This is a genomic window from Rhodococcus sp. H-CA8f, assembly GCF_002501585.1.
GTDB classification, from domain to species: domain Bacteria; phylum Actinomycetota; class Actinomycetes; order Mycobacteriales; family Mycobacteriaceae; genus Rhodococcus_F; species Rhodococcus_F erythropolis.
In genome coordinates, this window is sequence record NZ_CP023720.1 from 711,935 (window position 1) to 738,240 (window position 26,306).

At 62.2% G+C, this 26,306-nt stretch carries 26 protein-coding genes; 11 read left to right on the top strand and 15 right to left on the bottom strand.

From position 1 onward, the window contains the following. Position 1: 1 nt before the first annotated feature. Positions 2-517, bottom strand: a complete 516-nt coding sequence (locus CPI83_RS03385) for a MarR family transcriptional regulator (protein WP_019745590.1) — start codon at positions 515-517, stop codon at positions 2-4. A gap of 58 nt (positions 518-575) precedes the next feature. On the opposite strand from CPI83_RS03385, the gene CPI83_RS03390 reads away from it, so the two are divergent. Next, entirely contained in the window at positions 576-2,009 is a 1,434-nt protein-coding gene (locus CPI83_RS03390) for an FUSC family protein (protein ID WP_097386776.1), read from the top strand. A 75-nt stretch (positions 2,010-2,084) separates the two neighbouring features. Then, entirely contained in the window at positions 2,085-2,684 is a 600-nt protein-coding gene (locus tag CPI83_RS03395) for a TetR/AcrR family transcriptional regulator (RefSeq protein WP_030536496.1), read from the top strand. Positions 2,685-2,705: 21 nt separating this feature from the next. On the opposite strand, the gene CPI83_RS03400 is transcribed toward CPI83_RS03395, so the two are convergent. Continuing rightward, complete coding sequence (locus CPI83_RS03400; protein WP_065454933.1) at positions 2,706-3,146, bottom strand: VOC family protein; 441 nt, start codon at positions 3,144-3,146, stop codon at positions 2,706-2,708. Between the two features lie 174 nt (positions 3,147-3,320). On the opposite strand from CPI83_RS03400, the gene CPI83_RS03405 reads away from it, so the two are divergent. Continuing rightward, complete coding sequence (locus CPI83_RS03405; RefSeq protein ID WP_097386777.1) at positions 3,321-4,484, top strand: lipase family protein; 1,164 nt, start codon at positions 3,321-3,323, stop codon at positions 4,482-4,484. A gap of 62 nt (positions 4,485-4,546) precedes the next feature. Here the strand turns inward: CPI83_RS03405 and CPI83_RS03410 are convergent, their stop codons facing one another. Beyond that, positions 4,547-5,278 carry a TetR/AcrR family transcriptional regulator C-terminal domain-containing protein gene (locus tag CPI83_RS03410; protein ID WP_030536498.1) on the bottom strand — a complete coding sequence of 244 codons (732 nt, stop codon included), beginning with the start codon at positions 5,276-5,278 and terminating at the stop codon, positions 4,547-4,549. 284 nt (positions 5,279-5,562) lie between these two features. On the opposite strand from CPI83_RS03410, the gene CPI83_RS03415 reads away from it, so the two are divergent. From CPI83_RS03415 to CPI83_RS03440, 6 genes are read left to right on the top strand one after another with little or no spacing between them, the layout of a single operon-like run. Next, on the top strand, positions 5,563-6,447 hold the full coding sequence (locus CPI83_RS03415) for an ABC transporter substrate-binding protein (protein WP_232816855.1): 885 nt from the start codon (positions 5,563-5,565) through the stop codon (positions 6,445-6,447). Then, positions 6,444-8,006, top strand: coding sequence for a multicopper oxidase family protein (locus tag CPI83_RS03420; RefSeq protein WP_065351488.1), 1,563 nt, complete (start codon positions 6,444-6,446; stop codon positions 8,004-8,006). The genes CPI83_RS03415 and CPI83_RS03420 overlap by 4 nt, the downstream gene beginning before the upstream one ends. A gap of 10 nt (positions 8,007-8,016) precedes the next feature. Next, a complete protein-coding gene (locus CPI83_RS03425) occupies positions 8,017-8,364 on the top strand; it encodes a plastocyanin/azurin family copper-binding protein (protein ID WP_097386778.1) in 348 nt (115 codons plus the stop codon). After that, positions 8,361-10,190, top strand: a complete 1,830-nt coding sequence (locus CPI83_RS03430; protein ID WP_232816856.1) for an ABC transporter ATP-binding protein — start codon at positions 8,361-8,363, stop codon at positions 10,188-10,190. Before CPI83_RS03425 ends, CPI83_RS03430 begins: the two co-directional genes overlap by 4 nt. Beyond that, entirely contained in the window at positions 10,187-11,920 is a 1,734-nt protein-coding gene (locus tag CPI83_RS03435; RefSeq protein ID WP_097386780.1) for an ABC transporter ATP-binding protein, read from the top strand. Before CPI83_RS03430 ends, CPI83_RS03435 begins: the two co-directional genes overlap by 4 nt. Before the next feature lie 25 nt (positions 11,921-11,945). Beyond that, on the top strand, positions 11,946-12,635 hold the full coding sequence (locus CPI83_RS03440) for a YdcF family protein (RefSeq protein ID WP_097386781.1): 690 nt from the start codon (positions 11,946-11,948) through the stop codon (positions 12,633-12,635). 95 nt (positions 12,636-12,730) lie between these two features. On the opposite strand, the gene CPI83_RS03445 is transcribed toward CPI83_RS03440, so the two are convergent. From CPI83_RS03445 to CPI83_RS03480, 8 genes are all read right to left on the bottom strand, one after another. Beyond that, positions 12,731-13,567, bottom strand: a complete 837-nt coding sequence (locus tag CPI83_RS03445) for a hypothetical protein (RefSeq protein WP_019745579.1) — start codon at positions 13,565-13,567, stop codon at positions 12,731-12,733. A gap of 74 nt (positions 13,568-13,641) precedes the next feature. Continuing rightward, positions 13,642-13,965 carry a cupredoxin domain-containing protein gene (locus tag CPI83_RS03450; protein WP_019745578.1) on the bottom strand — a complete coding sequence of 108 codons (324 nt, stop codon included), beginning with the start codon at positions 13,963-13,965 and terminating at the stop codon, positions 13,642-13,644. Beyond that, a complete protein-coding gene (locus tag CPI83_RS03455; RefSeq protein WP_003940240.1) occupies positions 13,965-14,312 on the bottom strand; it encodes a plastocyanin/azurin family copper-binding protein in 348 nt (115 codons plus the stop codon). The genes CPI83_RS03450 and CPI83_RS03455 overlap by 1 nt, the downstream gene beginning before the upstream one ends. A gap of 27 nt (positions 14,313-14,339) precedes the next feature. Beyond that, the gene (locus CPI83_RS03460; RefSeq protein WP_097386782.1) at positions 14,340-15,929 is read right to left on the bottom strand and encodes a multicopper oxidase family protein; all 1,590 of its coding nucleotides are present in this window, start codon (positions 15,927-15,929) and stop codon (positions 14,340-14,342) included. Beyond that, positions 15,926-17,245, bottom strand: coding sequence for a hypothetical protein (locus tag CPI83_RS03465; RefSeq protein WP_097386783.1), 1,320 nt, complete (start codon positions 17,243-17,245; stop codon positions 15,926-15,928). Before CPI83_RS03465 ends, CPI83_RS03460 begins: the two co-directional genes overlap by 4 nt. Next, positions 17,242-17,913: a methylamine dehydrogenase light chain gene (locus CPI83_RS03470; protein ID WP_029256402.1), complete on the bottom strand. Its 672-nt coding sequence runs from the start codon at positions 17,911-17,913 to the stop codon at positions 17,242-17,244. The genes CPI83_RS03465 and CPI83_RS03470 overlap by 4 nt, the downstream gene beginning before the upstream one ends. A 75-nt stretch (positions 17,914-17,988) precedes the next feature. Further along, positions 17,989-18,597 (bottom strand): redoxin domain-containing protein, encoded by a 609-nt coding sequence (locus tag CPI83_RS03475; RefSeq protein ID WP_021345728.1) that lies wholly within the window; start codon positions 18,595-18,597, stop codon positions 17,989-17,991. Between the two features lie 43 nt (positions 18,598-18,640). Further along, positions 18,641-19,231: a MauE/DoxX family redox-associated membrane protein gene (locus CPI83_RS03480; protein ID WP_097386784.1), complete on the bottom strand. Its 591-nt coding sequence runs from the start codon at positions 19,229-19,231 to the stop codon at positions 18,641-18,643. Positions 19,232-19,579: 348 nt separating this feature from the next. On the opposite strand from CPI83_RS03480, the gene CPI83_RS03485 reads away from it, so the two are divergent. Then, positions 19,580-21,118, top strand: a complete 1,539-nt coding sequence (locus CPI83_RS03485) for an APC family permease (RefSeq protein WP_020970987.1) — start codon at positions 19,580-19,582, stop codon at positions 21,116-21,118. Next, positions 21,115-21,900 (top strand): IclR family transcriptional regulator, encoded by a 786-nt coding sequence (locus CPI83_RS03490; RefSeq protein ID WP_097386785.1) that lies wholly within the window; start codon positions 21,115-21,117, stop codon positions 21,898-21,900. The genes CPI83_RS03485 and CPI83_RS03490 overlap by 4 nt, the downstream gene beginning before the upstream one ends. 2 nt (positions 21,901-21,902) lie before the next feature. Here the strand turns inward: CPI83_RS03490 and CPI83_RS03495 are convergent, their stop codons facing one another. From CPI83_RS03495 to CPI83_RS03510, 4 genes are read right to left on the bottom strand one after another with little or no spacing between them, the layout of a single operon-like run. Further along, on the bottom strand, positions 21,903-23,225 hold the full coding sequence (locus tag CPI83_RS03495; protein WP_097386786.1) for a bifunctional adenosylcobinamide kinase/adenosylcobinamide-phosphate guanylyltransferase: 1,323 nt from the start codon (positions 23,223-23,225) through the stop codon (positions 21,903-21,905). Then, a complete protein-coding gene (locus tag CPI83_RS03500; RefSeq protein ID WP_050657036.1) occupies positions 23,225-24,013 on the bottom strand; it encodes an ABC transporter ATP-binding protein in 789 nt (262 codons plus the stop codon). The genes CPI83_RS03495 and CPI83_RS03500 overlap by 1 nt, the downstream gene beginning before the upstream one ends. Further along, entirely contained in the window at positions 24,010-25,044 is a 1,035-nt protein-coding gene (locus tag CPI83_RS03505; RefSeq protein WP_019745569.1) for an iron ABC transporter permease, read from the bottom strand. Before CPI83_RS03505 ends, CPI83_RS03500 begins: the two co-directional genes overlap by 4 nt. A gap of 7 nt (positions 25,045-25,051) precedes the next feature. After that, on the bottom strand, positions 25,052-26,011 hold the full coding sequence (locus CPI83_RS03510; protein ID WP_020970983.1) for an ABC transporter substrate-binding protein: 960 nt from the start codon (positions 26,009-26,011) through the stop codon (positions 25,052-25,054). Between the last annotated feature and the right edge of the window lie 295 nt (positions 26,012-26,306).

Below are 26,306 nucleotides of genomic sequence, written 5' to 3' on the forward strand. Positions count from 1 at the left end.
GTCAGTCCCAGATCCCCGAGTCGATGTTGCGTGAGATTCGTTTGAGCAGTGCCGTCAACTGGGCGCGTTCGTCCTCGTCGAGTCCGGTCAGTACTTGACGGTCTCGCTCGACGCGACGGGGAAACTCTGCCTCGACCAATGCGCGACCGGCATCGGTGAGTTGAAGCAGAACCACCCGTCCGTCGTGTTCGAAACGCTGACGCTCGACAAAGCCCAGCTTGGCCAGACGGTCTGCGTGTTTTGTGGTGGCGGCGCCGCTGACCATCGTGACGGCGGTGACTTCACTCGCTCGCAGGGGACGGTCACTGCGAGCGAGTGCGCTCATCACGTCGAATTCGGCGCGAGAGACCCCGCTGGACGCCAGGGCGCGATCGAGCTGGTGAAGAGACTGCGCGTTGATGCGGGCGATCCGGCCCATCACTTCGACGGGGGCGGTGTCGAACTCCGGGTAGGCGCGCTTCCATTCGCGACGGACTTTGTCTATGAAGTCGTCTTCGGATCTGTCAGTCGCACCCATGGCCCCATCTTAGCGACAGAATTCACATTACTTCACAAGTAATTTACTGGTGAAATAAATGTATGCTGAGTCGGTGACCCGAACCGAAACCGCAGCCAGGACGCCCAGCCGTCTCACTCATTCGAGTGAGGCCATTGCACATACGGTCTCCGGGGCGACGTGGCGAGCGGCTTTTCGCGTCGGATCCGCCGACGCGACAATCGCCCCCGCGATCAGGGTCGGGCTCGCCACCGCCGTAGTCCTCGTGGTCGGCGGACTGCTCGGGCATCGGGAGTTGGCCGGCTTCGCGGCCTTGGGTGCGCTGTGCGCCGCGTTCGGTAGGTACGAGCCGTATCCCCGGTTGGCGGGCAAGCTGGCGATGGTCGGTGCCGCATTGGTGGTTTCCATCGCTTTCGGCAGCGCAATGGGTGTTGTGGGCGTTCCGATGTGGTTGCAGATCGGCATCCTGTCGTTGCTGGCCGGTGCGTCGTACTGCTTCATGTCGGGCTTCCGGATCACCGGACCAGGGCCCGTCATCCTCGTCTTCGCGGCGACCGGTGCAGCCGGATATGCCTCCAGTGTCGATGATCTGGCGAGGCTGGTGACTGCCGGTGCGCTCGGAGTTGTGGTCGGTTGGGTGGCCGCGATGCTCCCAGCGCTCGTACTGCCGATGGGGCCTGCCCGTCTGGCAGTTGCTCGTGCAGTCTCCGCGGTGGGGCGTCTCGAACAGTCCGGCACAGACGCAGTGGAACCGGCGCTCGGATCGATTGCCAACGCCCGCTTGGTCATTGCGTCGAGCGGTCGGATCAAGTCGACCGTCGATCACGGACGCGAACTGGTGGCAGTGCTCGACGAAGCAGAAGCGGCAGTACAGCAATGGCAGTTGCACGGCGACGCGACTTTGATCCGGAGTATTGCTCAGCACGAGAAGGAACTTCGGAAGCTCAAGCGCTCCAGCATGATCGAACACGACCTCGCGCCGGCGCCCACGCTTGCCGCACCCGAGGGCTATTTTCTCGAAGGATTGCGCCGACTGTATTCGCGCCCGGTTCGGATGAATGCTCTCCGCATCGTGGCGGCCTCGGCTCTGGCCGGTTGGCTCGCGGCAGGAGCCGGGTTGGAGCATCCGCTGTGGGCGTCGATGGGTGCCATCGCCGCGATGCAGGGGCTGAACTACAAGCAGACCGTCCAGCGTGGGATTCAGCGGTTGGTGGGAAATGTCGGTGGCGCCGTCGTCGCTGCTGCTCTCATCGCATTGACGCTCGGCTACTGGCAAGCGGTTGCCGTGGTCGTGATTCTGCAGACAGCTGCTGAGCTGCTCGTGATCAAGAACTATGCACTGACATCACTGGCCGTCACCCCGATGGCACTGCTCCTCATCGGTTTCAGTGCTCCGATCGGGACCGAAGCGGCAGTGGCTCGCGTCGCGGACACTCTCATCGGCGTGGTGATCGGTGTTGTCGTCGCCGCTGTGACGATCAGTCGATCGGATCGCCACCACGTCACCGTGTAACCGGTTCTGCCGTGTTTCCGGTACTGCTGTGTTTCCGGTACTGCTGTGTTTCCGGTACTGCGTAGGCTCCTGCAGGTGGAGGACAGCACGCCGGTCGACGGCCGGAAACTGCGTTACCAGCATCGCCGTGCCGAATTGCTCGAGCAGGTAACCGCGTACGTCACGGCGAACGGCGTCGGTGAACTGTCCATGCGGCCATTGGCCAAGGATCTGGGGATCAGTCATGCGACACTCATCCATCATTTCGGTTCGAAGGAACAACTGCTCACTGAAGTAGTCGCAACCCTGCGAGACAGTTCTTCTCTCGACATCTCTTCCGGGACCGACATCGTCGAGATGTTGACGAGTTACTGGAATGGGCGCACATCAGCGGAATCGTTGCCGAACTTTCGCTTGATGTTCGAGATCTACGGACAGGCGTTGTTGCATCCGGAGCGGTATCGCGAGTTTCTCGACCATGTGGTGGGGGACTGGTTGGGTGGTTTGGCGGAAGCTGCGCTCGCGCACGGATGTCCACCCGATCGCGCTGATCGCTACGCGACGATCGTGTTGGCGCAGATTCGCGGGTTGACGCTCGATCTGGTGACCACCGGTGACCGCGTCAGAATCGACGCGGCGTTCGCCGAATTCGCGGCTGCGATGGGCGCTCTGGCCAGCTCCTGGAAGGCGATCTGACGCTCCGAATGCCGTGACGCTTCAGGCGATCTGCTCGAACAGGGACACGATGATCCCTTCAGGCCCCCGGACGTAGGCCATGCGCACGCTGTTCTCGTACTCGCCGATCCCGCCGATGAGTCCGTAACCGTCCGCAGCCACCGCGTCGACCGCAATCTGGAGATCGCCCACCTCGAAAGACACGTTGCGTATCCCGATCTCGTTGGCCATCGGAGCAGGCGATCCGGGTACGTGCTCGGGCGTGACGAAGGACGAGAGCTCGAGCCGTGATCCTTCGCCCGGCGGGCGCAGCATGGCGATTTCGCACTTGGCTCCAGGGATACCGCAGACGGTTTCCACGAACTCACCCTCCACGGATCCGGTGCCCTCCACCTCGAGACCCAGACCGACGAAGAATGCCGTCGCTGATTCGAGGTCCGCGACGGTGATGCCGATGTGGTCGAAACGCTGTACGTGTGCCATGGACACATCCTCCTACTGTTTTTTCGTGCGGTTCGATGCTAGGTCGGAGTTGGGGCCGGAATCTCGACATATACCTTTCACGAAGCTGCAAGATTTTGCTTGACCGATCGGTTAAACAAAATCTACGATAACGTCCAACGAGGTCGCCCACCGCACGAACCGGAGTCGTCAGACGTGAAATTCCAGTCGAAGTCGTTTGCCCGCATATCCATCGCAGCCCTCTGTGCTGCAACGATCGGCTCCGCCGTTGCTGCGCCCATCGCGTCCGCACAGGCACCGAGCGCGTCGCAAGCCACCGGCACTGTGGTGTCGAGTGAGCCGCTACCGAAAGATCTGTGGATTCCGGGTACCGCCGACGCCAAGCGATTCACGTACTGGACCATCGGTTCCAACGGCGGGCCTGCGCTGAGCAGTGGCGCATACTACGTCCCGGCCGGTCCGGCACCGGAAGGTGGTTGGCCCGTCATTGCGTGGGCGCACGGCACCACGGGACTCGACGATTCCTGTGCCCCTTCGCTGGTCGGTCCTGGCCTGCCCGAGCGCGACTACCCCTACCTGGGGCGTTGGCTCTCCGAGGGCTACGCCGTAGTCGCCACCGACTACGTCGGTCTGGGAACACCGGGGCTGATGCCGTATCTCGACGGAAAGGTGGAGGCGCACAGCGTCGTCGACTCGGTCAAGGCTGCTCGGGTGATCGACCCCACCATCTCGAATCGGTGGGCAGTGGTCGGGCAGTCGCAGGGCGGCGGTGCGGCCATCACGACGGCGCGCTACGCCACCGAATACGGTGGGGATTCTCTCGACTATCGCGGCGGGGTGGGTACCGGAGTGCCGGCCAACATCGAGTTGACCCTCCTGCCTGCCGGTCCGGGCTTCCCTCCCATCGCCCTCGGCGGCGGATTGACGTCGTACGCGCTCTACATCCTCGCGGGCTTGCGGGAAGCGCACCCCGAGATCGACTTGAATTCCTACCTGAACGACTTGGGAAGGGAAAAGGTCGACTCGGCCGAAAAGCTCTGCGCCGCAGACCTGGACGAGGCATCCAATGATCTGGTCCTCGGTGACATCTTCTCCCGCCCGCTCAGTCAGATCCCGAACTTCCAGGGTCTGCTGAACGATTACATGGGTGTACCGACCAGTGGATACGATCGCCCCATCTTCATCGGCCAGGGCTTGCTCGACGTGGATGTCCCTGCACCGTCTGCGCTTTCGCTGGTTGCAGCGTTGGTGGCCAACGGTGAACCGGTCACGTTCAAGACATACAACACCGACCACAGCGGCGCTTTGGTCGAATCACAGGCTGACACGATTCCGTTCGTCGCGAACCTGTTCCGTTAGACATATCGAGAATCCAACTCATCCGAGGGTTGCTGTCGCACAACTGCGACAGCGACCCTCGGTCATTTCTGTGACTCCTTGATTGCGTTCAGCCGCGCCTCGAGGCCGTCGAGGACACGGTCGAGTGTGTAGCGATAGTGTTCTGCCCGTGTTGCTTCCGCAGCATCCGGTGGACCGGCGAACTTCCCGATCAGTGTCTCCATCGATGAACGAGGATCTGAGGGTCCGTCGTTACTCAGTCGTTCCAGCATCGCGCTGTGATCGGGTGAAGGCTGTCCGCTGGGAATGCGCCTGGCGTCGTTCATGGCGATCAGTGTGATTGTCGAGGTGAAGGCGACGGTGTAAGCCTGAGCGGCTTCTTCCCCGAACCCGGCGTCGATCAGCGATGCCAATCCGGCCTCCATGAGTTCCCGGCTGCGCTGGGTGGCAACTCCGTTCATCAGCAGCCACTGTGCCGCGCCTGGACACTCGATCAAGGCCTCTCGCATCTGCAAGAGCAGATGCGTCAGCCATTGACGCCAATCTTCTTGTGCAGATGGCACGTTCACGGCCGACACCGCACTGTCGACCACCGCAGCCGAGAGTGCGTCCCGATCTCCGACGAGTCGATAGACGACGGAGAACGACGTATCGAGTTCGCCGAGCAGCTGCCGCAGCGACCAGCCCTCGACTCCGTGCTCGCGACTGAGCCCGAACGCCACGGTCAGCACCGCGTCCGCAGTGATCCCGGTGTTGTAACTCCGGCGGCGCTGTGATTTCGCGGCGGACTTCTTGTCAGGTGATGGCGCAGTCATGGTCCGACCGAGCTTAGTGGCGTCGGATCGGTGTGCGTAGTCGACGCAAGCGATTGACGGATGTACTTAGGTGAGGTTTACTTGCCAAATCCGAGCAGTGCTCGGATTTATGCGAACCCCCCGATTTTTCGAAGCTGAAGGACACCATGAAGTTGAAAACGCGACCCGGTTACCTATCGAGGCTGGGTGCTTCGCTGCTGGTCAGTGTCGTTGCCCTGACTGCGGCCGCCTGTAGCTCGAGTGAGGCGGGACCGACGACGGAACCTGCCGAGGGAACGCGTGTTGTGTCCCACGAATTCGGTGAGACGTCGGTTCCGGGCGACCTCGGGCGAATTGTTTCCCTCGACGAATACGCCGCACTCGGTCTCCTTGCCGTCGGCATCACCCCTGACGTGGTCTTCACGTCGTGGGGATCGGAGATCGGCCAGGATATCTTGGCGTCAGCGGGTACCGAGGTGGTCACGGTGCCGCCGCTCGGTGCACCCCCGATCGAGCAGGTCCTCGCCCAGGATCCCGGACTGGTCATCTTCACGTCGATGGGCGATCGGAGCTACTACGACTCCCTTGCGTCGACCGTACCCACAGTGCCGGTCCCGGCCGTCACCACTCCGTGGCGTGAGAATCTTGCCTTCTTCGGACGCGCTTTTGATCGTCAGTCGGTTGCCGACAAGCTGACTGTCGCTTTGGAGGGCAAGATCGCTGACGTCTCTGCTCGGTCCGGTGGTGAAGTGAACACCGTGTCGGTGCTGATGAGCAGTTCTGGAATCCTTGCCACCACCACCGAGCAGGCGCCGCCGTCGTTGCTGTTGGCGGAGAGCGGCTTCGGGCGTCCGGAATCCCAGCGAGCGAATGCCGCTGGAGGACTGCCGTATGCGCCCCTGTCCGACGAGGCGATCCCGGCGCAGGATGCTCGGATCATAGCCGTGTTCGACGAGGGCGTGTACGAGTTCGGCAAGGTTGCCGGTGTTCCCGGGTTCTCGAGTCTTTCAGCGGTGCAGGAGAACCGAGTGGCCAAGGTCAACGGAGACATGTGGCTTGCCACTCATCCCTTCGCCACCTTCTGGATGATCGAGGACATGGATGCCATGGCTGCCGGCAATCTGACCGGCACCGGAACCGAAGCTGTTGCCGCGAAGCGCTATCAGGAATTCACGGCGCTGACGGCATGAGTTCGAGTGCGTTGAGTCGGCGCCTGGCTCTGCGATGGGGAGCGGTGACGCTCGGCTCTGCGGCTGTGGGTTCTGCGGCTTTGGGTTCTGTGGCATTGAGTGCGTGCAGCCGTGGCTCGGCGAACGAAACCAGTTCTGAGATTTCACCGTTCGACGACGAAGTTCGTGCTGCCGAACAGGCGAGATTTCATAGCGGGCGCACAGTCGAACGGAATCTGACAGCTGCACCGGCTCGGGTGAGTCTGGGCGCCAGAGAGGTCGACACATGGTCGTACGGTGCGGAAGCAGTTGGCCCGGAGCTTCGAATCTCCAAGGGAGACCGGCTCAACGTTCGGTTGCAGAACGACCTTCCGACGGAGACCTCAGTGCACTGGCACGGCATTGCGATCCGCAACGACATGGACGGCGTCCCGCCGGTCACCCAGGAACGAATCCGACCAGGTGCCGAGTTCACCTACGACTTCGTGGCCCCGGATCACGGAACATATTGGTACCACTCCCATTCAGGATTGCAGGCCGATCGAGGGCTATTCGGTGCACTCGTGGTCGAGGACCCGAACGACCGGACCGGAGCCGACGAGGACGTCGTCATCGTGATCGACGACTGGCTCGACGGGCTGGGAACAACCCCGGATGCAGTGCTTCGCGCATTGTCACCGGACGTGCAGGGAGGACACCACGGGCACGGCGGCACTCCACCGGAAGTCGATGGTGCAGAGATTGATTCTGCCGCAGAACTTCTCGGCAGTGGTCACGGAAATTCCAGGGCGCTCGGTGGAACGGCAACGCACATCACGTATCCACTGCACCTGATCAACGGATGGCCTGTGGAAGATCCCTTCGTAGTCAGTGCGACGGCCGGAACTCGGCTTCGATTGCGGGTGATCAATGCCGGGGCGGAGACTCCGTACCGTTTCTCGGTCGCCGGGCACGAGATGACCGTTGTCAGTGCTGACGGGCAGGACGTTGCCTACACAGCCGGAGACGAGATTCTGATCGCACCCGCGCAGCGATACGACGTATTGGTGACGGTGCAGTCCGGCTCGTGGCCCATCGCCGCGAAGGTGGAAGGGAAGTCAGGTGGCGTCGCGTGCCTGCTTCGGACGCCGGATTCGGTAGCGGTCGTCGACCTGACTTCGCCTGCAGTGCTGTCAGGTTCCGGCGGTCGGCTCGTTCTGGAATCGGAGCTTCGCCCGTCAGGAGCGCTGGAGCAGAGGGCACCGGATCGTGCGTATTCGGTGGATCTCATTCAGGCCGGCGATCGATACCTCTGGGGAATGGCGGGCGCCGATGCAGGTCGGTTGAGAATGAAGCAGGGCGAGCGAATACGAATCGTCATGAACAACGACACCGACATGTGGCACCCGATGCACACCCATGGGCACACCTTCTCGGTTCCCTCCTACGGCGGGCTTCGCCGAGACACCGTGATCGTACTTCCGCGTACACAAATGGCGATCGACTTCGACGCCGACAATCCAGGACGGTGGATGTTTCACTGTCACAACGCGTACCACTTCGAGGCCGGGATGACTGCCGACCTCCACTACGTTCGATGAGGAGAGCAGAATGTCATTTCGCACCGGATTGACCACATTGATCGCTGTTGCAGCGGTATTCACACTGACGTCGTGCGGCAACGATTCGACGGGATCTACCGAGCAAGCGCCGGTCGAGATCTCGGTGAAGAACCTTGCGTACTCACCGAACTCCGTCACTGTGCACACAGGACAGACGGTCACGTGGATTTTCGAGGACCAGGGAATGCCGCACGATGTCGTGTTCGCCGAGCCGGGGATCAAGAGCGATCTCCAAGGAAGCGGAACCTACAGTCAGACCTTCGACAAAGCCGGAACGTTCACCTACACGTGCACACCACATCCGAACATGACCGGCACGATCATCGTCGAAGAGTGAGTAACTCGATGGCAGTGAACTCGATGACAGTGAAGGAGACTGTGGCCTTCGAAGACTCGCCTGGTCTGGTCGACCGAGACGCTTTGGGTCGCATGATCGCTCCCGTGAGAAATCGCCTGCTCCTGGGTGCGGGTTTGTCGGCGCTGTCGGTGCCGCTACGATTCCTGCCCTACGTTTCGGTGGTCGAGATCGCGCGGGTGCTCCTGACCGACTCGTCGTTGAACCTGGTCTGGCTGTGGGCCGCAATCGGTGCAGCGGGCACAATTCTCGGTTTTGTCGTCTACAACGCAGCGCTGACCGTGTGCCACACCGCCGACGCGCATTTCAAATACTCGATCCGCTCGCGTATCGCTCGGCATCTGTCCCGAGTTCCTCTGGGGTGGTTTGCAAATGGTGGCACCGGTGAAGTGAAGCAGGCGATGACCGACGACGTGAAGCGGATGCATCTTCTCGTCGCTCACCTTCCCGCCGACGTGGTACCCGCGATCCTGTCGCCGATAGTGGCCCTGATCTATCTGGTGGCGATGGACTGGAAGTTCAGCCTGGTCCTGGTCGGCTACATCGGAGTGTGTCTCGTTCTTGCCGCGCCGTCGATGCGCAGAGCCTATCGAACGAACGTCGACTCCTGGAATCTTGCAATGTCGACATTGACCTCTGCGACAGTAGAACTGGGCGACGGTATCGAGGTCGTCAAGACGTACGGGAGTGGGAGTCGCGCATTCGCGCGCTACTCGAGCGCTGTCGATTCGATGGTTGCGGTGTGCGTGCGATGGATGTCGGGGATGGGAAGGCCGGTGGTCGCGATGTCGATCCTCCTCTCACCGGCGGTACTCATCGTGGTCATCACGGCGACGGGAACCGCAATGTTGTCCGGGGGTTGGATTACCCCGGTAGCTCTTGTTGCCTTTCTGGTCGTCGGAATCGGTGTTCCGTCGTCGGTTCTGCACATGGGAACGATGGCCAACCTATACCGCGAAGGCCAACTGGGAGCGACTCACGTCGAGAGCATCCTCGGCGAACCAGAGCTGGCCGAACCTCAGGATGCAGTGCCTGCCCGCAGCACTTTGGTCGAATTCGACAGCGTCGGCTTCGAATACACCACTGGGCAGCGCGTCCTCGAGAACATCTCCTTCGAGATGCAACCGGGCACCGTGACCGCGATCGTTGGCCCCTCCGGCTCCGGAAAGACCACTTTGGCGCGTCTACTTCCGCGGTTCTGGGACGTCACGGACGGGTCTATTCGACTGGGCGGAAGCGATTTACGAGATCAGTCCAGTCGTGAAGTCTTGAAATCGATGGCCATCGTCTTCCAGGATGTTGTGCTCTTGCGGGACAGCGTGCGCGAGAATATTCGGCTCGGTCGACCGGATGCAACGGATCTGGAAGTGGAGAGAGCGGCGAGGCGGGCGCAGATTCACGACGTGATCATGCGACTGCCGGACGGGTATGACACCGAGATCGGTGGTGGTTCGGGCAGTGAGTTGTCGGGTGGGGAGAAGCAACGCCTGACCATCGCCCGCGCCATCCTTCAGAACCCGCCGATCGTCATCCTGGACGAGGCGACTTCGCAGGCCGATCCCCACAGTGAATCGGCCGTTCAACGCGCACTGGGCGAGATCAGTGCAGACGGCGGCACCCTGATGGTGATCGCTCATCGACTGCACACCGTCCGACACGCAGATCAGATACTCGTTCTCGACGCCGGACGTATCGTGGAAAAGGGTACGCACGAACAGTTGTCGGCGCTCGGCGGAACCTACGCGCGGATGTGGGCGCTCCAGAACCCCCTCGTGGAAGACATATCTCCGCGAAAGGCGCTGCAATGATTCGAGACCTGGACGAAATCCTCGGGCGCGACAATGGGATGCGAGGTCAGATAGCAGGTTTCACGCTCGCCGGGATACTCGAGGGTGTCGTCTTTGCACTGATGATTCCGATCCTGAAAGCGGTGGTTCGCGGCGATTACGACGCCGCAGTGCCGTGGGTTGTCACGGCTGCTCTCGTGGCGGTGGCCTGTGGCGCCGTACGGTGGATCGCCGAGAATCGGGCGTACCGCATCGGAATCGAGGGTTTTGCCGGTGGAATCATGCATCGCCTCGGTGAGCACTTGGTGCAGGTTCCGCTCGGGTGGTTCAGCAAGGCGAACCGTGGGGCGTTCACTCGCCTGGTCACCGAGGGCACGGCTATCTTGATGAGCATCCCGGGAATGATCATCGCGCAACTCGTCACCGTCACGGTGACTCCAGCGACAGTGGCGATCGCTGTCTTGTTTGTGGACTGGCGACTGTCCCTCGCGATGGTCGTCTTCGTTCCACTGGGGATTCGGGCCTACCGCAACGTGCAGCGGGCGGTTGTTCCCGAATACGAGGCGATCGGCAAGAGCGAATCCGAGTTGGCATCGCGCGTCGTCGAATATGCACAGGCGCAGCAAGTTCTACGTTCGGCCGGTAAGAGTGGCGAAGGCTGGACTCGGTTGGACGAAGCTCTTGTGTCCAACCGGGACGCACACCTGCAGGAAATCGGATCGGTCGACAAGTATCTACTGCGGTTCATGATCGTCGTTCAGGTTGCCTTTCTCGCCGTGCTGGTTCTGGCGGCACTGCTGGTCACCACCGGGTCCATCGACACAGCAAGCGTGATCGTTGTTCTCGTGTTGGCCGTGAGGTTTGTGGAGCCGATGCAAATGCTCGCAGGATTCGGTGAAGGTATCTCACTGGCCCGGGTGTCGCTCGGATCTGTCCGAGAGATGATCGATGTACCGGTGCTGGCGGAGCCTGAGGTGCCGAAAGAGCCTACCTCGTATGATATTCGGTTCGATTCGGTCTCCTTCGGCTACGGCCCGGATCGCGTGATTCGTAACGTGAGCCTCGAATTCCCGGACTGCTCGGTCACTGCTCTGGTCGGTCCTTCCGGTTCCGGAAAGACAACTCTGGTTCGGCTGATCTCCAGATTCTGGGACGTCGACGAAGGTGCGGTATCCATCGGGGGAGCCGATGTTCGCGACATCGGAACGAGAGCATTGATGACTCGGATATCGACTGTCTCACAGCAGGTTTACCTGTTCGACGGAACCATCCTGGAGAACGTTCGGTTGGCGAGACCGGATGCCACCGACTCGGAGGTCCGTCAAGCAGTGGTGGATTCCAGGCTAGGCGAAGTGATCGACCGTTTGCCGAGCGGTGAGGAGACCAGGGTAGGTGAAGGCGGATCACTGCTGTCCGGCGGTGAACGTCAGCGGGTCTCGATTGCGCGGGCATTCCTCAAGGACACTCCGATTGTTCTTCTCGATGAAGCGACTTCCGCCCTCGACGGAGAGAACGAAGTCGCCATCACCGAGGCAATTCACCGATTGGCCCGTGGTCGAACGGTGGTGATCATCGCTCATCGCCTGTCGACTATTCAGGGAGCAGATCGCATCGTCTACCTCGAAGCCGGAGGGGTGGAGGAGGTCGGTTCCCACGAAGACCTGATCGCGCGAGGTGGAAAGTACTCGGGTCTGAGGGCCGAGCGCAGTGGCGCGGAGGGATGGAGGATCGACCGAGCACTCGAGCCATGAGCAAACCGTGTGGTTTGATCGACGAATGGGCGAAGCTGCTGCAGATCCAGTGAAACCGCCGCGCAAGCGCAGGTGGCCTCGTTGGGTCGCAGGCATTGCGGTGCTCGGAGCAGTTGTCTACGCGGGCTCGATCGTGTGGATCTCCGTGGCGTCGGCCGGACATACGTCAGACGCCGCCGATGCTCCCGACGCTCCGGTTGTGATCGTGCTGGGCGCGCAGATCAAGGACGGTAAGCCGATGGCTTTCCTGAAAGGGCGGCTGGACGCAGCAGTCGAACTGGTGGAAGCGGGAAAGGCTAAAGCGGTCCTGGTCTCCGGCGACGCGAACGGCGGCTCGGGTGACGAGATCGCGGCGATGACGAACTACCTGGTGGAGCAGGGAATAGATGAGCGTCGCATCGTGGGGGATCCGTACGGCCTCGACACCTATGACACCTGCTTTCGGGCCATACATACGTATGGGGTAACCAAGGCGTTGATCGTCACTCAGGGGTATCACGTGCCCCGCGCTGTTGCGTTGTGCCGAGACGTCGGCATCGACGCAGACGGTGTGAACAGCGATTGCGGGTGCGCAACTCCGACGCTGATCAAGAACGCCGCGCGGGAGTGGGTTCTTGCCAAGCCCAAGGCAGCGCTGGACATGCTGTGGAGTCGGGACGCAAAGGTGACGTCGCCGACGGAGGACTCGGTCCAGGTGGCGCTGTCGATTCCCTGACGCGGGGTGAGTGCGCACGGTTTCTGTCGAGTGAACACACGCTCCGGAGAGTCGGAGCGTGTGTTCACTCGAGGTGAAGGGTGCTAGCTCGACAGTCAGATCAGTGCTGCGGCGGCGAATGCTCCCAGTGCGATCAATGCCGCGCCGGTGACGCTCTGCACGCGACGGTCCACGACGCACATGATCGAGAGGAATCCCGGCATCGAGCCACCACGCTTGGTGTGCACGATTGCCGCGAGGCTGGGCATGCAGCGGCCAAGGGATACGACCGTGAACAGCGCCGCCCCGAGAGCCGGTGAACCCGAAGCCATGACGCCGAGTGCCAGGAGGTAGTACGCACTCGAGCGGATGAAGATCAGAAATCCCGGACCGATGATCGCGCCGAAGATCAGCGAGACTTTCCAGGGCGCCATTGTGCGGCGCAGATGGCGCGGAAGCTGTTGGCGCCGCATCGGAGTCGGCATCCTCACTGCACCCAACTCGTGCAGCCCGTACGCAACCGCGACGACGGCCCAGACGCCCAGCGCCCAGCCGATCGGGACGTACCCGGACATCGCCGCACCGAGAGCGCCGATCAATGCCCCGGTGACGGCTCCCGTCGTGACCGAACCCAGAGCGTGCCAGCCGAGTCGGCGGACGGGGGTCGAGGATCCCTTCCGATCTACCTGCTTCGGCGCGGCAACAACTCCGGCGACGGACATTCCGCAGGTCGACCAGTTCGCAGCCAGCGACGTAACCAGTCCGGCGCCGATAACAGCTGTGGTCAAAGCTGTTGTCGCAGATGGCGTGGCCACGAGTGCGAGGCCGGCACCCGCAGCAGCGCCCGCCGCGACGAGGCTGACACGGGTCGCGGTGCCGACCGAGCCTTGAAGGGTCGGCCGGATGTCAGGGACATCGGTCTGCAGTGGGCCGTGTGAGAGAACAGTAGTCATCAGATCCTCCGAAGTGTTTGTGGTTCAGGAAAAGTGTTGAGCCGAAGTCGCAGCGAAAAGTGTTGAGCCAGGTTTCACAGCACTGTGATGACGCCGATCATGTACGGGTGGACGGAGCACGAATACTCGTAGACGCCGACGCTCTCGAACGTGTGCCGGAACGTTCCGTCTCCGGTGATACCACTGTCGAACAGGCCGGGTGATTCCACATGATGCAGGAGTCCACCGTCGTCGAAGCGCCACTCGACGGTGCCGCCGTGTTCCACGGTGACGTCCATCGGGCTGAACTGAACATTGCTGATCTCGACCACCACGTCGGGGACGGGATCTTCTGTGCCGCAAGCTGGGACACACGTCGCCGCGACAGCGAGGCCGAAGCCGACGATCCACCTCCTCACTATTGAACGATCACGGTGCCCACCATCATCGGATGGGGCGTGCAGTGGTAGGTGAAGGTGCCGGCGTCGTCGAACGTGTACGAGAAGGTTCCCTCGGTGAGCAACTCGCTCTTCAGTTTCCCGTCGAGATCACCGTTGCCGACCACGTCGTGGGGGAGTCCGCTGTCGTCGAACTTCCATTCGACGGTCTGTCCCTTCTCGATGGTGACCGATGCCGGTGTGTACGCCATGTTCTTCACCTCGATCACGACTGCCGGTTCGTCCGACGACGCACCGGCATCACTACTGCAGGCGGTGAGGCTCAGGGCAGCGCACGCGGCCAGGAAAGCGGGAACGAGTTTCTTCATGAGGTGTTCTCTCCATTCTTCGACTTGTCAGCGGACGTAACGCAGATTTGCCGTCATGCCGGCCTCGAAGTGGTAGGCGTTGTGGCAGTGGAACATCCACTCGCCGGGATTGTCGGCGTCGAACTCGATGGCAAGCTCGGTGCCGGGTAGGACGTTGACGGTGTCGCGGCGAAGTCCGCCGTAATCCGGTACCGCAAACGTGTGGCCGTGGGTGTGCATGGGGTGCCACATCGTGGACGTGTTCTTCATCGTGATCCGGACCCGTTCGCCCTGTTTCATGACGAGCTTGCCCGCATCGGCTCCCGCCATTCCCCAGACGTACCGATCGCCGGCCTGGATCAATTCGATGTGGTAGTCGCGATCAGGCGACTTCGTCTCGAGCCGTGCGGATTCCGTGGGCCGGAGTTCGCTTTCGGTGACCAGTCGGCCGGCCAGTTCCGAGAGGTTTCCGCCCACATCCGGATTCGCCAGCGCCAACGCGTCGGTGCTGCGTAGGACGGTCGACGCATAACCATCTCGGCCCTCGACCTTCGCCACCACCGGCCATGTTCCCGACTTCACCGTCACCAGTACGTCATAGCGTTGGGCCATTCCGACGATGATGGTGTCGGCGGGAGTTGGTTCCACGTCGTAGCCATCGGTAGCGACGATTGTCATCTCGTGACCGGCCACCGCAAACCGGTACGGAGTTTCGGCCGCTGCGTTGATGATTCGCAGTCGAAGGGTCGAACCGGGCGCTGCAGTGACGACAGCAGGATCGTTGGGTGGCCGCCCGTTGATCAAGTGCAGTGGATACGCGATGTGTTGAGTCATCCCGCCGAGTGGTTCGGAAGAACCGTGTCCGCCGCTCACCAACTGTTGCGCGACGGACATGTCGGCTTCCGAGTGTTCCGCCGGAGTCGTTGCCCCACCGCCGTGTCCGCCGTGCCCGCCCGAAATTGCCGGGTTCAGGGCCATCAGGACCGAATCCGGTGTGGTACCCAATCCGTCGAGCCAGTCGTCGAGCACCAGAACGGCATCGGCGTCGGCCCCGGTGATGTCGTTCGGGTCCTCGACGATCATGGCGCCGAAGAGCCCCCGATCGGCTTGTAATCCGCTGTGCGAGTGGTACCAGTACGTTCCCGGATCCGGTGCGATGAAGTTGTACTCGAAACTCGAACCGGCGCCGATGGGTGCCTGCGTGGTGGGTGCCGCGCCGTCCATGTCGTTGCGGATTCGAATTCCGTGCCAGTGCAGTGTTGTTTCGGCATCGAGGCCGTTCTGGACGCTGACGTTCACCCGGTCACCGGACTTCAGACGAAGTTCCGGAGCCACCGCAGCGCCTCCGTACGTCCACGTGTCCACGCGGCGTCCGCCAAGATCTACCGTCGAGAATCCGGCGGCAAGGGCAAACGCAGCGGTGGTCCCGTTCCAGGCTCGCGCCGATTCTGCGGCGGCAACTTCGGGGTCGGCGGGCAGGATGTAGTCGAGATCGGTCGTGGGCGTCGGAGATGCTGCAGTGGAACTGCATCCGGCAATCGTCCCCATTGCGCCGAGCCCGAGTGCTCCGGCGCCGAGTGCTCCCAAACTCAGGAAGCGGCGCCGGCCCATCACCACACCGGATCCGGGACGACTCATCGGAGTACTTCTGGTGTGATCAACCCGCTGACATCCCCGACGTTGCCCGAGACATCGACGGAACTGACCTGCTCGCCGGTGCTCGCGTTGTAACCCACGATCTTCTGCGGAGCGGAGCCTTCGACCTCAGGTCCGGTACCGAGCACGTAGAACGTGGCGCCGTCGACGGAAAAGGTCATGCTCTTGATGTCTGTCAAGCCGAGGTCTGCAAGCGTCAAGCTCTTCACCGGGGAGAAGGTCGTTGCGTCGGACAAGTCGATCTTGACCAGTGAGCCTCCCCGAGCAGAGTCCGGATGAATAGCCGTGTCCGTGTACGCGATTGCGAGCCGGGTTGCGTCGGCGTTGATGACGTTCTCCGAGAATCGACCGGAGTCCTGCCCGGCGTTTCCGATCGGCTTGACACCTTCCTGAGGCAGTCCGTTGGAGAAGTCGAAGACGTACACATCGCCGTTCTCACTGACCAGCAAGGCTTTTTGTGCTTCCGATGCCCACGTGACCTTGCGGGTGGAGACAAAATCCTCGGGTAGGACCTTGCTTCGGGCGGTTTCCTTCGGAACACCGTCGTTACCGATCGTGACGTGAAGCAGTTCCCGGGTGTCCTCGCAGACGCTGTACAGCTCGTGATCGACCATCCACGTGAACGGACCGCAGCCGACTATCTGGAGTGCACCGGTCGCTTCCTTCTTCTCGAGGTCGACCACTCTGATTCCGTACAAACCGTCGTCCCACGTGACGAAGAACTTGCCGTCGGACGTCACGGCGTTCGAGCCGGCACGGGAATGTACGCGTGCGACGTCCGGAAGCCTGACCTCGGCTGGTTCCAGCAGGTTTCCGGAGTAGGTGCTGACCGTGAAATCTGCTGCGCCGCGGGAACCTCGGGGGCGCCACACCTCGGCAGCGAGCACCGCAGGATCCTCGGCGGAATCCCCGACGAATCCGTGAATGACCGGATCCCAGATACCCGGGCCGACGGTGATCCGGCTCTCGGCTACACCGGTTTTCGGATCGATGACGTTGACGCTGAGCTCGAGCTGGCCGAATCCACCTTCGACGCCCAGCAAGCGGTCAGCTGCGATCGGGATGATCGAACCGACGTGCAACGGCTCGGGAATGGTATCGCCGATTTCCTGGTCGTCGTGACCGAGGGAGATCCCCTCGCCCGGAGCAGTGAACGGAACTGTCGGATAGGTGACATCGCCTGCGCTGGAAGGTTCGTCGTTGTCGGACGAACTGCAACCGGCCAGCGCGAGTACGACGGTGAGTGGGATGACGGCAACGGCGGGGCGCGCCAGTTTTCGGGTTCGCGAACTGCTCATGATCCGGCACCGACCTTGGGGCGCTCGGCCGGTCGAGTCTGGCAGTCCTCACCGATGATGGGCGCCATCGTGCAGGTGTATGCCTGAGACTCGTCGGAGACACACCAGATGATTTCCTGGTCGTAGCTTCCGGAGACCGGGTTGTACATCACGGCCTGCATGTCCGGTTCGCCGCAGAATGCGTTGGAACACGAAGGTGCACCGCAGCAGTCGTAGTAGGCGATCAGATAGGTCTTGCCGGTATCAGGGTTGGTGCAGCATCCGACCCAGAACTCTGCGCCGGGCTTGCTGCCGGGGGCGCAGGTGGTGACACCGCCGCCGTTGCATGCGGCACAGGACGTTCCGTCCATGTTGCACCAGCGCCAGTACTCGCACTCGGCCGGATCTTTACCGTCGTAGACAGGGACAAGAGGTTCGGGGCCAGGTGCCGGCGCAGGAACCTCGGGCTCTTGGGCGAAGGCACTACGTGTCACAGGAAGTGTGCTGATCAGTGCCACTCCTGACACACCCATGGTCCACTTGCCGATCCGGCTGATCATGGACCGCCGCGAAACGCGTTCGGAGAGTTTGCGTCCGGTTCGACTGGTGAGCGAACCGCCCTGGCCCGCCATCCATTCGGCCTGGGCCTGAACTGTCGCCTCGTCGACGGGATATCGGTTCTCCGTCATGTTGTGCTGCGGGAATTCATTGTCGTCCAACGATTTTCTCCTGATTCGTGAAGAGGATCGAACTGTGCAGGAAGATCAGGCCGCGCTGCCGGATTTCGCCTGGGCATGAAGGTGCTGGAGTGAGGGGGTGCCGGATTCGAGCGCATTGAGCAGGCTTTCCACCTGAGCCATGTGATTGCACAGGCCCTTTCCTCGGATCTTGCCGTGCTCGTCGAGAATCACGCCGTACGGAGTGGTGCCCACCTGGTACGCGATACCGACGTCTCGAGCGTCGATGTAACTGAGCTCGGAACCGATCCCGCTGCCGGCCAGGAACTCGCGATGCTCTTCGGGTGTTCCGTCGGAGATGATGATCACGTCGAGATCCGATTCGGCTCGGGCCATTGCCCTTACGCCGGGAAGAAGACTCTTGCACGTCGAGCAACTCGGAGCGGTGAACAGCAGGAGTTGCGGCTTGTCGCGGTGACCACCGACTCCGACGATCCGTCCTTCCTGATCGATGAGACCGGCAAACGACGGGCCCGCCTGTTCGACCTTGGGGCCGGTATCCATCATCCGGGCACCGAGAGGTCCGAGACGTACTTGTACGCGGCCGATTTCACGAGCCAGAGCAAGAACCATCAAGAACAGTACGGCTACGGCGATCACCAGGATCACTGTCGCGACAAGGAGGAAAGTGGTCATCGTGGTAGTCCTGCCTTCGAGTTTTCAGTGGTGGGGATGTGAGTCACGAGCCGTACCGGGACGCGGCTTCGGCGGTTCGGAGGCGGATGGAGGCGCTCGACAGGTAGTCGTCGACCGGGCGTCGTCCGAGGTGGACCACCGAACGAATCTGTGCGAGAGCAACTCCAGCCAGGACGAGGAGGAATCCGAAGGTCGCCGCCACGACCTGGACGCCGATCTCAGCCTGTCCGGCGGTGACCGACAGTGCCACAGCGATCACCGCGAGTGTTCCGGCGCGAACGGCGTGGAACCATCCGATACGCGGAATCTCGCCGACTCCGAATGCAAAACATCCGCAGTCCAGATCGCGTCGCCCACGCAAGAGGTTGATCGTGAGGCCCGTGAAGAACGACGCGAACATGATGGCAGCAACCAAGGCGGCGAGGCGATGGGCCACGCCGAGAACCAGAAGGATGCCTACGACGGTTTCCGCGACGGGAAGGATGCGAGCGATCGGTACTTCGAGTCGCACCGGCAACACTTTGTATCCGCGCACCGAACGAAGGGCCCCGTCGTGGTCGTTCAGCTTGGGAATGCCGGCGAGCAGGAGAACAAATCCGATGATCGCCGAAGTGGTGGCGCTGACCAAGTCCATGCTTCCTCCGTTCCTCTCGGGTAGTGCCGGTGGTGTGTGGGACACATCCTGTACGGGCGATGCTGCGAACCCGCGTCGACCGCGCTACGCCTGGACGAGGTGCAACTGAGAGAGCAGTTGTCGTGTGAGAATCGGAGAACTAGCAGGTCAAGGTGCTCCCGGAGGGGTCGGATACCGTCGGCCGCCCTTGATCCGGCATGACGCTGGGTGGGAAACAGAGTCGGATTCTCACTTGAAAGTTCTGTGCGCGCCATCGTGGAAACTGCGCGGAAACATAAGCGGACTAACTTGACCGAATTCTGACAATTCGCTCGTAGGTTCGGGCCTGGACGCGACGGACGGTGACACATGGCCGTGAGTGCGGCACTGCGTGCAGCGATCACGCGAGCGCAGAATGCGGATCAACACAGTGAGCCCGTGTTCTCCCCGCTCCGTGGTCTCGGACGAGGACGTTTGACCCCGATCGACCTGTTGGGGCAATCACTCTCCACGATCGCTCCGGCAACGGGAATGGTGTTCATCGCCCTGTGGATGATCACCTACAGTCCCGGCTACGTCGGGTTGGCTGCGATTGCTGCGACAACTTCGGCGGTGTTTCTCGTTGCGTTCTGCATCACTCAATTCACGCGGAGACTGGCCGCAGCAGGATCGTTGTACAGCTTCGTCTTCCAAGGCTCCGGTATCCGGGCGACACTGACGGCGGGCGCCGCACTGGTACTCGGGTATCTCGGAATCTCGGTTTCGGTTTTCTCGCAGGCGGTTCCGAGTCTGCTCGATACCATCGCCATTGTCGGCCCCGACGTGCGAGGAACTGCCGCGACGGTGATCACGACGGTGGCGATTGCCCTGGCCGTCGCGTGGATTGCAGTGCGCGGCGTCCGGTTCGCCACCCGAGCGATCCTGGTCGTCGAAGCGTGCTCGTTGATTCTCATCGTCGTGGTCATGCTGGCGACGCACAGTGACACGACAACTGCTGTTGCCCTGCCGAATCCGTCGCTGAGTGCAGTTCCGTTTCTCGCGATGCTGACGGTGCTCAGCATGGCGGGCTTCGAAAGTTCGGCCTTCTTCGGCCCGGAAGCGAAGCGACCACTCATCAGCGTCACACGCACGGTTCTCATTTCGCCGATCATCTGCGGGGTCCTCTTCGTTTTTGCGGCCTGGGCGGCGATGACCGGCCACGGCGCGACGATCGTCGGAGCGTACTTCGAGGGAACGGCATCGGGGGCCAGCGCGGAGGTGGTTCTGGCAGTCAAGATCGGAATGACGTGTTCCTGGTTCGCATCCACTCTCGGTTGTGCGCAGGCGGGTTCGCGGTTGTTGTATTCGATGGGGATCGAACGGGTACTGCCTGCGCCGCTCGCTCGCGTGCACAGACGGTTCCGCACCCCGTACGTTGCGGTACTTGCGTTCGTCGCGGTAAGTGCGGCAGGCGTATTCATCTATTCGGATACGGTTCGCGACGATTCGGGATCCTTCGACGGCGTGGTGGAGACCGCGTTGGTCTGCGCTTACACGCTGGTGGCCTTTGCTTCGTGGAAGTTCTTGCGCCGAATCGGGGAACATACGTCGCTGACCCGGATATGCACCCTGTCCGTGAGTACCGCCGGTGCTGGTCTACTGGTCTACATCGTTCTCGACGGTGCGGTTCACGGGATGTGGGCACTGCCGATCGCTGCTCTTGCTGTTGCGGTGTCGGGGACAGTGTGGAGCGCATTGCTTCGAAGAGCCAGACCGGAAAGCCTTCTGATGGTCGGCGCTTTCGACAGCGTCGAGACGGCGGACCTGTTGCCCGGTGCTGGCACTCTGCTGATCGACGGTGACGGGCGAAGGCGACTCGTTCCGGATCGTGGGACCGCCGAGGGTGACTCGCCGGAGCATGGGCGGTGACCGCGGACCGTGGAACCGCTGGTCCACGATCAGGCAAACAGATCGGCGACGAGACCCACTTCAGTGGACAACAACCGCGTGCGGTTCAGAAGGCGCTGGGGATGCTCGAGGCGGTGGCTCATCTGGGACCGGGAACAACCGCGAAGGAGATCGCCACTTTTGCAGGCGTTCCATCGGCCACGGCGTACCGGATGCTGAATCTGCTGGTGGCGGAGGGCTTTCTCGTGCGGGTGCCGGACCTGTCAGGGTTCGCGTTGGGGCGTCGGACTGCCGAGCTCTCGCATGCGGCGTCGTCGAGTGGTCCGGCGCCGACGCTGCACGAGCGCGTCGAGGACATGCGGACACACACGAGGTTCGGATTGCACGTCGCGTCATTCGCCGGTGGGCGCTTGCGGTTCGTCGACAAGGATCCGGATCACGAGATCATCGGAATAGCGGCACTGGCCAAGAACCTTCACGCGAATGCGCTGGGGAAGGTTCTGTTGGCGCACGACGAGCGGTTGCTTTCGGGTTTGGAACTTCGCCGGGTCACGGAGTTCACCCTCGGTGATTTCGATGCGTTGTATGAGCAGCTGAGGTCTGTTCGCCTGCAGGGTTTTGCATTCGAGAACCAGGAATGCCGCCTGGGTCGATCCGCGGTGGCAGTACCGGTTCGAGATCACGCAGACCAGGTGGCAGGCGGGTTGTGTGTTCAGGGAGCGAGCGGGCGAGTGACGGATGAGGATCGAGAGTTGGTCGGTTTTCTACTCGATTGTGCGCGTCAGCTCACCGGATTGCTCTGACGTCACACGCGCAGGCTCAGGGGGAGTCCGGCGGTCATCAGGACCACGGACTCCGATTCACTGGCGATTCGGCTGTTCACCAGACCGAGTAGATCGCGGAACAGCCTCCCGGACTTCGTGTCCGGGACGACGCCGCTTCCCACTTCGTTCGTGACGGCGACAATCGGAACCGGACAGGCGGTCCAGGCGTCGGCCAAGACGTCGATATCTGCGTGGACGGCGCTGAGATCTTTTGTCGCCCACGCCTGATGTCGGTCCAGACGTGCGGTCAACCACGTGCCTAGGCAATCGAGCAGGATCGGTGTTGTTGCGGCCGCGAAAATCTCGGTCACGTCGGAGGTCTCTACCGTCGTCCACGTCGACGGCCTCCGCGCGCGATGCGACGCAATTCGTTCGATCCAGTCGGGATCGTCGTCCTGCGGATCCCCGGTGGCGATGTACGTGACGTTCCGGTAGCCGGCAAGCAGGCCCTCCGCGTAAGTGGACTTGCCCGAGCGGGCGCCACCGGTGACCAGAGTTCGATGGCTCTGTCCTACCCCGATCTCGAGCACAGCTCCATCCGGAACCGCTCGCGCCCCGGACACGCGAAGTGCTTCCGAGAGTTCGTTTTCGACTGGGTTGTGGTGTCCGAGGTGTACGGCGACCACATCGGTTCGATCGGCGATCGCGTCGCAGTTGCGGAGCCGCAACACCGTCTCCGCGAAACTCGACAGATCATGGTGCCCGGTGCCGTGGTCAGTTTTGTAGCCGAAGGTCTCTTCGAGAAAGACGGCGTCGAAACGGGCGTCGGCAAGTGCGTCGACAGTGGATTCGGGCAGAGGCCCGGTGTCGGTGGCCCAGAAGATTCGGGTTCCGGATGCGTCGGTGATGTCGTAGAGAAGGGTGGGTACTTCGTGCGCGGCTTCGAGTGCGCGAACACGATAGGTGCCCAACATGATCGACTGGCCGGTCTCGAGCGGTGTGAAGGTCACCGGGTCATCCGGGCCCACCCAGTCTCGGCAGAGAGCGAGCGCGTCGGGTGGTCCGAGAACCTGTAGTGGTTCGGTGCGCGAGGCCCAGGACCGGAACAGCAATGCCATCGGGCCGAGGTGATCGGGATGAGAATGCGTCAGCAGGATGTGTTCGACGTGTGCCAGCGTGCGACCGAATCGCGACGCGGCACGCGGTACTTCGGGACCACAATCCAACAGGATTCTGTTGTCCACCAGTGCAGCGGTGTGCCCGCGGATGGTTTCACTCGACAGGGCAGCCAGGCAGGAAGGGCAAGTACAGAACGGGTTCGGCCAACCGTCGGCAGCGCCGGTGCCGAGCATCACCAATTCCATCAGCGGGTGCCTTCCTGCCGAATCGGAACAACTATGGGACCGCTGGGCCGGTCCAGGATTTCGACCCGAGCGCCGTACACGCGGCCGAGGAGGTCTGCCTCCAGCACCGATGAGGGTGTGCCGTCGGCAACGACGCTGCCCTTGTCCAGCAGCACGATTCGTCGACCGTACTGACCCGCGAGAGTGAGGTCGTGCATCGCGGCGATGACCGTGATGTTGTCGGCTTCACGCAGTTCCTCCACCAAGTCGAGAACCTGCTGCTGGTGACCGATGTCGAGCGCGCTGGTGGGTTCGTCCAAGAGCAGTACCTGTGGTTCTTGGGCCAGTGCCCGAGCCAGGACCACGCGCTGCAATTCGCCGCCGGAAAGTTCGGTGGCTCGTCGATCTGCGAACTCGGTGAGGTCGAGCCTCTCGATCACCGAAGAGATCACCGAACGGTCAGTGGCGGTTTCGGTTCCGAAGCGTCGTAGATAGGGAGTGCGGCCGAGCGCAACCAGTTCCTTAACCGTTGAGCCCTCGGGTACTACCGGACGCTGAGGCATCAACGCGACGACGGCGGACATCGCCTTGCGGCTGGAATTGCGAGGACTCAGTCCCCCGACCGAGAGCTCACCGGTAGACGGAATCAATCCAGCGAGGGCATGCATCAAGGTTGTCTTGCCGGCGCCGTTCGGCCCGACCACGGCAACCCAATCGCCGGGTGTCACATCGAGATCGATGCCGTCGACGACGTCCTTGCCGCCGAGGTTGACTCGGAGGTCGCGGCACCGCACTGCGCTGTCGGTCATGCCGAGACCCGGCTGCGGCGCAGAACCAGAAGGAAGAACGGAGCGCCGATCATCGCGGTCACAACCCCGATGGGGAGTTCGGCCGGTGCCATGACCGTGCGGGCGGCAACGTCGGTGAGGACGAGAAACGCCGCTCCGAGCATGAGTGACAGGGGGAGAAGCAGTCGATGCGACGGGCCGACGACCAGTCGAACCGCATGGGGAACAACGATTCCGACAAAGCCGATGAGTCCACTTGCACTCACGACCGCCGCCGTTCCCAGAGTTGCGGCGAGCACCAGTACCAGGCGTGATCTGGCCGGGTCGACGCCGAGGCTGGCGGCTTCGACGTCACCTACGGCCATCACGTCGAGTACGCGTCGGTGTACCAGGATGACGGCAGATGCCAGCGCGACGTACGGCAGGACAACCAGAACTTCCGACCAACCGTCGGTGGATAGTCCGCCGAGCAGCCAGGAATAGACCTCGCGGAGTGAATCGTCGAACCGCTGCTGGACAAAAGTCTGCGCTGCATTCGTGAACGCCGCGACTGCGACACCGGCGAGGATGATGACTACCGCGTTCTGCGGCCCGCCAATGCTGCGGCCGAGCGAATAAGTTGCGAACACGGCCAGCACACCACCGACGAAGGCGGCCATGGGAATTCCGAACATGCCCAGCGCTCCACCCGAAACGATGGCGAGGGTTGCGCCCAGTCCGGCTCCGCTGGAAACGCCGAGGAGATACGGATCTGCCAAGGGATTTCGGAACACGCCCTGGTAGGCGGCACCGGCAACGGCCAACATTGCTCCGACCAACGCGCCCAGTACTACTCGCGGAAGCCGGATCTGCCAGAGAATCGCCTGCTGTGTCGCGGTGAGACCGGAATCGAGGTGGATGCCGGGTATTCCGTCCAGAAGTTCGAGAATGGTTCGATCAGGCGTCAAACCGGCCGGCCCCACCAGAACACCGATCAGCAAGGCAGCGCACAGAATCAGCGCGGCGCCGAGCAGAACGGCGGTCCGATGTTGGGAGATACCGGCTTTGATCATCGAGTGCTCAGGCCGCGGGAACTTGGGCAACGATGGCCGCGACGGCCTTCACCTGATCGGCGACACGAGGTCCCCAGCGGCTGGAGAGGTCTTCGTCGAGCACATGGATCTGGTTGCCGGTAACCGCTTTCATGCCGCTCCACCCGGGTCGGGCGGCGACGGATTCTGCTGTCACTCCGCAGCATTGGGAGTCTGCGAGAAAGATGAGATCGGGATTGGCCTGCACCACGAATTCGGCGGACAGCTGCGGATAGTCGCCCTGCCCCGCGGCGTCGGCGATGCTCTTCATTCCGAACAGCGAGTAGATCTGCCCGACGAAGCTCGAACTCGTGACGGTGTAGAGCGAGGAGTCGAGTTCGTGGAAGTACGTCAGCGGCTGTTGGCGCGCAGGAACACTGGCGACAGCGGCGTCGATGTCCGAGCGCATGGTGTCGACAACTTCGGTGCCCTTGTCCTCGTGGCCGGTGGCCTTCGCGACGCGCTCGATCTGGGCGTAGACGTCGTCGATGCTTGTGGCTGCCGGTAGCAGGAGTGTCGGCACCTTCGCCTTTTGCAGCCCGGAGACAAGATCGTTCATGTCATCCGATGCGATCACCAGATCCGGTGCGTAGCCGAGGATGGCTTCGACGTTCGGTTGAAAGCCCGAGAGATCGGTGACCGGGATACCGGCCGGGTAGTCGGACTGATTGTCGACGGCCTTCACCTGATCGCCCGCGCCGACGGCCCACAGGGTCTCGGTGGCGCTGGGACTGAGTGACACGATCGACTGCGGACGTGACTCGATGGTGATGTCCGTGCCGGAATCCGTGGGACCGGAAACAACAGTCACCGGGAACGAGCCGTCCGAGGCGGCTGTGGTTGCGGGTGCATCGGACGTCGAGCTACTGCAGGCACCGGCAAGCAGTGCGGTGCTCACCGTCAGTGCTGCAAGTACAGATCTGAATCTACGTGTCGGCCGAGTACTCACAGCCACCCCTCCGCTAGTGGTGAAGGGTCGCGAGCAGCGCGGCCGCGAGGCGAAGCGCCACGAGCGGTCCTTCGTCCGAGAACCATCGTGTCGCCACGAGGCCGGTGACCTGACTCGTTCGCCTCGAGTAGTGACGGGCGAATTCACAGTTGCGTCGACAGTGCCGGGGTTTCACCGAACTTCACACGAGCAGCGTGGCACCCCGGTGAACCGGGGCATCTGCACTTTACAGGGGTCGTCTGGCTTGACCCGGGAGGTCAAGGCAGGGTAAATATCTATTCCACTAATGAACTAG

Bases quoted from the DNA above. Each gene is read 5' to 3' on its own strand.
- CPI83_RS03385 (WP_019745590.1), bottom strand. From the start codon at position 517: ATGGGTGCGACTGACAGATCCGAAGACGACTTCATAGACAAAGTCCGT.
- CPI83_RS03390 (WP_097386776.1), top strand. From the start codon at position 576: ATGTATGCTGAGTCGGTGACCCGAACCGAAACCGCAGCCAGGACGCCC.
- CPI83_RS03400 (WP_065454933.1), bottom strand. From the start codon at position 3,146: ATGGCACACGTACAGCGTTTCGACCACATCGGCATCACCGTCGCGGAC.
- CPI83_RS03410 (WP_030536498.1), bottom strand. From the start codon at position 5,278: ATGACTGCGCCATCACCTGACAAGAAGTCCGCCGCGAAATCACAGCGC.
- CPI83_RS03420 (WP_065351488.1), top strand. From the start codon at position 6,444: ATGAGTTCGAGTGCGTTGAGTCGGCGCCTGGCTCTGCGATGGGGAGCG.
- CPI83_RS03425 (WP_097386778.1), top strand. From the start codon at position 8,017: ATGTCATTTCGCACCGGATTGACCACATTGATCGCTGTTGCAGCGGTA.
- CPI83_RS03435 (WP_097386780.1), top strand. From the start codon at position 10,187: ATGATTCGAGACCTGGACGAAATCCTCGGGCGCGACAATGGGATGCGA.
- CPI83_RS03440 (WP_097386781.1), top strand. From the start codon at position 11,946: ATGGGCGAAGCTGCTGCAGATCCAGTGAAACCGCCGCGCAAGCGCAGG.
- CPI83_RS03445 (WP_019745579.1), bottom strand. From the start codon at position 13,567: ATGACTACTGTTCTCTCACACGGCCCACTGCAGACCGATGTCCCTGAC.
- CPI83_RS03455 (WP_003940240.1), bottom strand. From the start codon at position 14,312: ATGAAGAAACTCGTTCCCGCTTTCCTGGCCGCGTGCGCTGCCCTGAGC.
- CPI83_RS03460 (WP_097386782.1), bottom strand. From the start codon at position 15,929: ATGAGTCGTCCCGGATCCGGTGTGGTGATGGGCCGGCGCCGCTTCCTG.
- CPI83_RS03465 (WP_097386783.1), bottom strand. From the start codon at position 17,245: ATGAGCAGTTCGCGAACCCGAAAACTGGCGCGCCCCGCCGTTGCCGTC.
- CPI83_RS03470 (WP_029256402.1), bottom strand. From the start codon at position 17,913: ATGACGGAGAACCGATATCCCGTCGACGAGGCGACAGTTCAGGCCCAG.
- CPI83_RS03475 (WP_021345728.1), bottom strand. From the start codon at position 18,597: ATGACCACTTTCCTCCTTGTCGCGACAGTGATCCTGGTGATCGCCGTA.
- CPI83_RS03480 (WP_097386784.1), bottom strand. From the start codon at position 19,231: ATGGACTTGGTCAGCGCCACCACTTCGGCGATCATCGGATTTGTTCTC.
- CPI83_RS03485 (WP_020970987.1), top strand. From the start codon at position 19,580: ATGGCCGTGAGTGCGGCACTGCGTGCAGCGATCACGCGAGCGCAGAAT.
- CPI83_RS03495 (WP_097386786.1), bottom strand. From the start codon at position 23,225: ATGGAATTGGTGATGCTCGGCACCGGCGCTGCCGACGGTTGGCCGAAC.
- CPI83_RS03500 (WP_050657036.1), bottom strand. From the start codon at position 24,013: ATGACCGACAGCGCAGTGCGGTGCCGCGACCTCCGAGTCAACCTCGGC.
- CPI83_RS03505 (WP_019745569.1), bottom strand. From the start codon at position 25,044: ATGATCAAAGCCGGTATCTCCCAACATCGGACCGCCGTTCTGCTCGGC.